This is a genomic window from Tepidimonas sp., assembly GCF_036825565.1.
In the GTDB taxonomy this organism is placed as follows: Bacteria; Pseudomonadota; Gammaproteobacteria; order Burkholderiales; family Burkholderiaceae_C; genus Tepidimonas.
This window is the reverse complement of sequence record NZ_DAISXZ010000101.1, coordinates 1-6337: the sequence shown is the minus strand read 5'-3', so window position 1 is coordinate 6337 and position 6337 is coordinate 1. Positions and strand designations below refer to the sequence as shown.

Genomic DNA, 6337 nt, shown 5'->3' with positions numbered 1-6337 from the left:
AGACACGTCTGTTTACCCCAATTTCGTGTCCAAAAGAATTGCGGGCGGGGCACCATTTTTCCCGATTGGTGTTGCAGGTGCCTGGGACGCAAGAAATTTCGGACTCGGCCGAGCTGTTCATGGCCGATGGCCGAGTGATCGTGCAAAACTGCCGTCCGGTGCGTGACGACGATCAGCGCCTGATCGGTCGCCTGTGGCTGTACGAGGACGTGACGCAGGAGCGCCGCAACGCCGAGCAATTGATTTATTTGGCCGAGCGCGATGGGCTCACCGGGCTGTACAACCGCCGACGCTTCGAGGATTTGCTGGAGCGCGCCGTGCACGACGCCAATCGGCGGCATGGACGCTGCGCGTTGCTGCTGTTCGATCTAGACGAGTTCAAACATCTCAACGACCATTTCGGCCACCGGGCTGGCGACGCCTTGTTGGTGCGGGTGGCCAACGAGCTGTCCACCGTCGTGCGGCGCAACGAGACTTTGGCGCGCCTAGGGGGCGACGAGTTTGGTTTGCTCATCCCCGATCTGGACGACACCAAGGGGGCGACGGCCCTGGCCGAGCGCATCGTGCGCGCCATTGCGCGATTGCCGTTCACTTTCGACGGGCGCTCGTTGCGCATGACCGCCAGTGTCGGTATCGCGATCTGCCCGGATCACGCCACCGACATGGCCGAGTTGGTGGCCGCCGCCGATGTGGCGATGTACCAGGCCAAAAACGAGGGCAAAAACGGCTGGCGCATCTACAGCGGCGCGCTCGAGGACGGTGGGCTGGAGCGCCTGGGCTGGAGCGATCGCGTGGAGCGTGCGCTGGCCCAAGGCGGGTTCGTGCTGCACTACCAAGGCGTGCATGCCGCCGATGGCCGGCTGCTGTACGTCGAGGGGTTGCTGCGCATGCACGATCCCGACAGTGGCCAACTAGTGGGGCCGGGGCATTTCATCCCGCCGGCCGAGAAAACCGGACGAATTCACGACATCGATTGCTGGGTGGTGCGCGCGGCCGTGCAACAGCTGGTCGCTTGCCCGCGACTGCCGGCTGTGGCCATCAACGTCTCGGGCCGCACCTTGGCCGATCCGCAATTCCCCGCGCTTGTGCTGCAGACGCTGCAAGAGTTGGGAGTCGAGCCAAGGCGCCTGTTGATCGAAGTCACCGAGACGACGGCCATTTCGGACATGCACGACGCCAATCGCTTGCTCGAAGTGATCCGCCCCGCCGGCTGTCGCGTCTGCCTGGACGATTTTGGTGCTGGTTTTTCCTCGTTTCCCTACCTCAAACACCTGTCGGCAGACGTCATCAAGATCGACGGCCAGTTCGTTCACGACATCGCGCGTGATCGCAAAAACCAGCTGTTGGTGCAGGCGATGGTCGAGTTGGCGCATGGCTTTGGGATGACGACGGTGGCCGAGTTCGTCGAGGATGCAACGACGGTCGAGGTGCTGCGGCGCATCGGGGTGGAGGCGTTTCAGGGCTACCACTTCTCCCGGCCGCAGCCGGATGTCGAAGAGCTGCTGCGCTAGTATGGCGCAGCCGCCTGAGTCGCGGTATCGGCGGCGCGCGGTGCGATCCGCGCTGGGCTTCAGCGGGCAGCCTTGTCGGCTTCGGAGGTGAAGGCGTCGGCGTAGAACGCCTCGGCCGGCAGACCGGCGGCCGCGTAATCGCGCCGGGCGGATTCCACCACCACCGGCGCGCCGCAGGCATAGACCTCGAAGCCCGACAGATCCGGGTGATCCTGCAGCACTGCGCGGTGCACGAAGCCGGTGCGGCCCGTCCAGCGGTCCTCGGGCAAGGCGTCCGACACCACGGGCACGTAGGTCAGGTGGGGCAGATTCGCAGCCGCCTCGCGGATCCAGGCGTCCTGGTACAAGTCCTGGGGGCGTCGTCCCCCCCAGTACAGCCAGACGGGGCGGGTGATGCCCTTGTGCTGCAGGTGTTGCACGATCGCTTTGATGGGGGCGAAGCCAGTGCCCGAGGCCAGCAGGATGATCGGCTTGTCGGAGCCTTCGCGCAGATAGAAGCTGCCGTACGGCCCTTCGATGCGCAGGATTTCCTTTTCCTTCATGGTGCCGAAGACGTGGTCGGTGAACTTGCCGCCCGGCATGTGGCGGATGTGCAGTTCCAGCTCGGGCACGGCGGTTTTGACGTGCGGCGCGATCGCCATGGAGTAGGCGCGGCGCGCGCCGTCGCGCAGCAGAAATTCGACGTACTGCCCGGCGTGGTATTGGAAGGTGTCGTTGGCTGGTAGTTGCAGGCGCACGATCATCACGTCGGGCGCGGCGCGTTCGAGCTGCAGCACGCGCACGGGCAGCTTTTTGACGGGGAAGGCGCCAGCCTCGGTCACCTGACGCGATTCGATCACGACGTCGCTGTGCGCGCTGGCGCAGCAGGTGAGGATCAGTCCGGCCGCTTCCTCGTCGGCGCTCAGGGCTTTGGACTGATGCGGACCGTGCGTGACGGAGCCGGAGAGCTTGCGGCATTTGCACGACCCGCAGGCGCCATCCTTGCAGCCGTAGGGCAGGCCGATGCCTTGCCGGATGGCGGCGGCGAGCAGGGTTTCGTTCTCGGTGGCCGTGTAGGTGCGGCCGCTGGGTTCGACGGTGATGGTGAATGTCATACTTGCGGGGCGGGCCGAAGGCCGCATCAAAGGAAGAGCAGGATTGTCGCAAATGCCGCGGCACGGCGTGCCTGATCAGTGTGCCGCGCAGGATGTGAACCGATGTTGAATGGAACGGGTGGGGCGCTGCCGGCGCGGTTTCGGCGGCAGCGGGTGCTGATCGTGGGTTGCGGCGACGTGGGGCTGCGCGCTGCGCGCCTGCTCGGGCAGCGGGTGCGGCTGCTGGCCTTGACATCCCACCCCGAGCGCGTGGGGGCGCTGCGGGCGGCTGGCATTACCCCCCTGGTGGGTAATTTGGATCAGCCGGGCTCGCTGCAGCGGCTGGCGGGCCTGGCGGACCGTGTCCTGCACCTGGCCCCGCCGCCCAGCGAAGGGCTGAGCGACTGGCGGCGCGACCCGCGCTCGCGCGCCTTGGCGGCAGCGCTGGCCCGCCGGCGCGCCCCGGCGACGCTGGTGTATGGATCGACCAGCGGGGTGTACGGCGACTGTGGCGGTGCGTGGGTGGACGAGACCCGCCCCCCCGCACCCGAGACGCCGCGCGCCTGGCGCCGGCTGGATGCCGAGCAGCAGTGGCGATGGTGGGCACTGCGCACGGGGGCACGGGTGAGCGTGTTGCGCATTCCCGGTATTTATGCCCAAGACCGCCCAGGTGGCCCGGCGGATCGCCTGCGCCGGGGCATGCCCGTGCTGCGCCCCGAGGACGATGTCTACACCAACCACATCCACGCGGACGATCTGGCGCGGGCCTGTGCGCGGGCGTTGTGGCTAGGGCGTCCGCAGCGCGCGGTCCATGTGTGCGACGACAGCCAGCTGAAGATGGGCGACTACTTCGATCTGGCGGCCGAGCTGTTGGGGCTGCCGCGCCCGCCGCGCATCGCCCGCGACGGGGCCGAGCGGCAACTGCCGCTGATGGTGCTGTCGTTCATGGGCGAGTCCCGCCGCCTCGTGAACCGCCGCCTGCATGAGGAACTGCGCCTTCGCTTGCGCTATCCCACGGTCCGGGAGGGGTTGCAGGCCGGGAGGAGCACGACGATGCCCCAGGGGCCGGCGGAGTGACCCATGGCGCTGCCCAAGCGGCTGGACAGAGGGGTGCAGGGGGGTGAGGATCGCGCGTTGTGGTGCCGGGGGCCGGACTCGAACCGGCACGGTGTCTCCACCGGCAGATTTTGAATCTGCTGCGTCTACCAATTTCGCCACTCCGGCGCGCGAGACGAAAATTATGGCACAGTCATCGACCTGTTTCGCCCCCGCAGGGCTTTGCGCACGCCACGACCATACATGACCCCGCCGTCCGAATCCCCCCGCTCCGCCGCCCGCGCCGCGGGCACCCGCCGCCGCGCCCCGCGCCGCTACCCCACGATCGAGGACGCCATCGGCCACACGCCGCTGGTGGCGCTGCAGCGCATCGGCGAACCGGGCAACCGCGCGCGCGGCAACGTGGTGCTGGGCAAGCTGGAGGGCAACAACCCGGCCGGCTCGGTCAAGGACCGCCCGGCGCTGTCGATGATCCGCCGTGCCGAGGAGCGCGGCGAGATCCGCCCCGGCGACACGCTGATCGAGGCCACCAGCGGCAATACCGGCATCGCGCTGGCGATGGCGGCGGCCATCCGCGGCTACCGCATGGTGTTGATCATGCCGGAGGACCTCTCGATCGAGCGCGCGCAGACGATGAAGGCCTTCGGCGCCGAGCTGATCCTCACGCCCAAGAGCGGCGGTATGGAGTATGCGCGCGACCTGGCCGACAAGATGGAACGCGAGGGCAAGGGCAAGGTGCTGGACCAGTTCGCCAACCCGGACAACCCGCGCATCCACTACGAGACCACGGGCCCGGAGATCTGGCAGCAGACCGGCGGGCGCATCACGCACTTCGTCAGCGCCATGGGCACCACCGGCACCATCACCGGGGTGAGCCGCTTTCTCAAGGAAAAAAACCCGGCGATCCGCGTAATCGGCGCGCAGCCGAGCGAAGGCTCGCGCATCCCCGGCATCCGCAAGTGGCCGCCGGAGTACCTGCCGAAGATCTACGACCCCTCCGGTGTGGACGAGCTGGTCTACGTCAGCCAGACCGACGCCGAGGCGATGTGCCGCCGCCTGGCGCGCGAGGAGGGGATCTTCGCCGGCATCTCGGCCGCCGGGGCGTGCTGGGTGGCGCAGCAGATCGCGGCGCAGGTGGAAAACGCCACCATCGTCTTCATCGTCTGCGACCGTGGAGACCGCTACCTGTCTACCGGGGTCTTCCCGGCCTGACAGGGGAACCGGTCCCCAACCACCGGGTATGGGCTTGGGGTTTCGCCGGGGTCGGGGGCAAGAGGCGCAAAGGCGGCCGTACAATCTCGCTTCCCCGAAGGCAAGCCACGACCATGCAAATCGACCGTGAACTGGACGCGCGCGGGCTGAACTGCCCGCTGCCCATCTTGAAAGCCAAGAAAGCCCTGGCCGAAATGACCAGCGGCCAGGTGCTCAAGGTGATTGCCACCGACGCCGGATCGGTGCGGGACTTCCAGGCATTCGCCAAGCAGACGGGCAACGAGCTGCTGCACCAAGAAACCGCCGGTCCGGACTACGTGTCGGTGCTCAAGCGCCGCTGAGGGTGGAGGCGAGCGGCCGCTGTCGCCGCGGCCCCCGTCGGTTGGGCGCAACCCATTTAGACGGTCCCTCCCGGGGCCGTCGTCGTTTGGGGGGCGGGGTAGGGGTGTCCGTCCACGCGACCCAAAGGGTCGGCGGGGTCAGCCACCTAGCCGCTGTAGCTGCGCCTGCACCTTGGTCAGCGTGGCGGAAAAATCCGCCAGCCGCTGGCGCTCCTGCGCGATGACGGTCGGCGGGGCCTTGGCGACGAAGGCCTCGTTGGCGAGCTTGCCCTGTGCTTTGGCGATCTCGCCCTGCAGGCGGGCCACTTCCTTGCCCAGGCGGGCCTTTTCGGCGGCGATGTCGATTTCCATGAACAGGCACAGCCGGGCTTCGCCCACCACGGCCACGGGGGCGGCCTGGGCGGCGGCGGCCCACTCGGCTTCGTCGGCAAAGACTTTGACCTCGCTCAGTTTGGCCAGTGCCTGCAGCACTGGCCCCCAGCGACGCAGAAAATCCCCCGCCCCCACGGCATACAACGGCAGCCGCTGCGCGGGGGAGACGCCCATCTCGCCGCGCAGGCGACGGCAGGCCTCGACCATGGCTTTAAGCTGGGTGATGTCGGCCTCGGACGCAGGGTCGATGCGCTCCGGCTGCGCCTCGGGGTAGGCGGCGATGCTGACCGAGGGGCCGGCGCGTCCGGCCACCGGAGCCACTTTCTGCCACAGTTCCTCGGTGATGAAGGGGATGATCGGGTGCGCAAGGCGCAGGATCGTCTCCAGCGTGCGGATGAGGGTGCGGCGGGTGCCGCGTTGCTGGGCGGCGTCACCCGTTTGCAGTTGGACCTTGGCGATCTCCAGATACCAATCGCAAAACTCGTCCCACACGAAGGCGTAGATGGCGTTGGCGACGTTGTCCAGGCGGTATTCGGCAAAGCCTTGCGCCAACTCGGCTTCGACGCGCTGCAGCGCCGAGACGATCCAGCGGTCCGCGGCCGAAAAGCTCAGGTAGCCGTGGAACGGTCCGCCGGGGACGCACTGGTCTTTGGTGTGCTCGGCCAGCCCGCAATCGTGGCCCTCGCAGTGCATGAGCACGAAGCGGGTGGCGTTCCAGAGCTTGTTGCAGAAGTTGCGGTAGCCCTCGCAGCGCTTGCTGTCGAAGTTGATG

The 6337-nt window shown here is 67.7% G+C and carries 6 protein-coding genes and 1 tRNA gene; 4 read left to right on the top strand and 3 right to left on the bottom strand.

Going from position 1 to position 6337, the window contains the following annotated elements; translation table 11 throughout:
• Positions 1 to 119: 119 nt before the first annotated feature.
• Entirely contained in the window at positions 120 to 1511 is a 1392-nt protein-coding gene (locus V7026_RS10765; RefSeq protein ID WP_334155381.1) for a putative bifunctional diguanylate cyclase/phosphodiesterase, read from the top strand.
• Positions 1512 to 1570: 59 nt separating this feature from the next.
• On the opposite strand, the gene V7026_RS10760 is transcribed toward V7026_RS10765, so the two are convergent.
• On the bottom strand, positions 1571 to 2605 hold the full coding sequence (locus V7026_RS10760; protein ID WP_334155380.1) for a CDP-6-deoxy-delta-3,4-glucoseen reductase: 1035 nt from the start codon (positions 2603 to 2605) through the stop codon (positions 1571 to 1573).
• 102 nt (positions 2606 to 2707) lie between these two features.
• Between V7026_RS10760 and V7026_RS10755 the strand changes: the two genes are divergently transcribed.
• Positions 2708 to 3661, top strand: a complete 954-nt coding sequence (locus tag V7026_RS10755; RefSeq protein WP_334155379.1) for an SDR family oxidoreductase — start codon at positions 2708 to 2710, stop codon at positions 3659 to 3661.
• Between the two features lie 60 nt (positions 3662 to 3721).
• Here the strand turns inward: V7026_RS10755 and V7026_RS10750 are convergent.
• Positions 3722 to 3808, bottom strand: a tRNA-Leu gene (locus tag V7026_RS10750).
• 75 nt (positions 3809 to 3883) lie between these two features.
• On the opposite strand from V7026_RS10750, the gene cysM reads away from it, so the two are divergent.
• Positions 3884 to 4852 (top strand): cysteine synthase CysM, encoded by a 969-nt coding sequence (gene cysM, locus V7026_RS10745; RefSeq protein ID WP_334155378.1) that lies wholly within the window; start codon positions 3884 to 3886, stop codon positions 4850 to 4852.
• Between the two features lie 113 nt (positions 4853 to 4965).
• Positions 4966 to 5193, top strand: coding sequence for a sulfurtransferase TusA family protein (locus V7026_RS10740; RefSeq protein WP_068610481.1), 228 nt, complete (start codon positions 4966 to 4968; stop codon positions 5191 to 5193).
• Positions 5194 to 5331: 138 nt separating this feature from the next.
• Here the strand turns inward: V7026_RS10740 and V7026_RS10735 are convergent.
• On the bottom strand, positions 5332 to 6337 hold a 1006-nt coding region (locus V7026_RS10735; RefSeq protein WP_334155377.1), incomplete at its 5' end, for a class I tRNA ligase family protein.

Excerpts from the sequence above, each read along its gene's own strand:
- V7026_RS10765 (WP_334155381.1), top strand. The coding sequence starts at position 120 with ATGGCCGATGGCCGAGTGATCGTGCAAAACTGCCGTCCGGTGCGTGAC.
- V7026_RS10760 (WP_334155380.1), bottom strand. The coding sequence starts at position 2,605 with ATGACATTCACCATCACCGTCGAACCCAGCGGCCGCACCTACACGGCC.
- V7026_RS10755 (WP_334155379.1), top strand. The coding sequence starts at position 2,708 with ATGTTGAATGGAACGGGTGGGGCGCTGCCGGCGCGGTTTCGGCGGCAG.
- cysM (WP_334155378.1), top strand. The coding sequence starts at position 3,884 with ATGACCCCGCCGTCCGAATCCCCCCGCTCCGCCGCCCGCGCCGCGGGC.
- V7026_RS10740 (WP_068610481.1), top strand. The coding sequence starts at position 4,966 with ATGCAAATCGACCGTGAACTGGACGCGCGCGGGCTGAACTGCCCGCTG.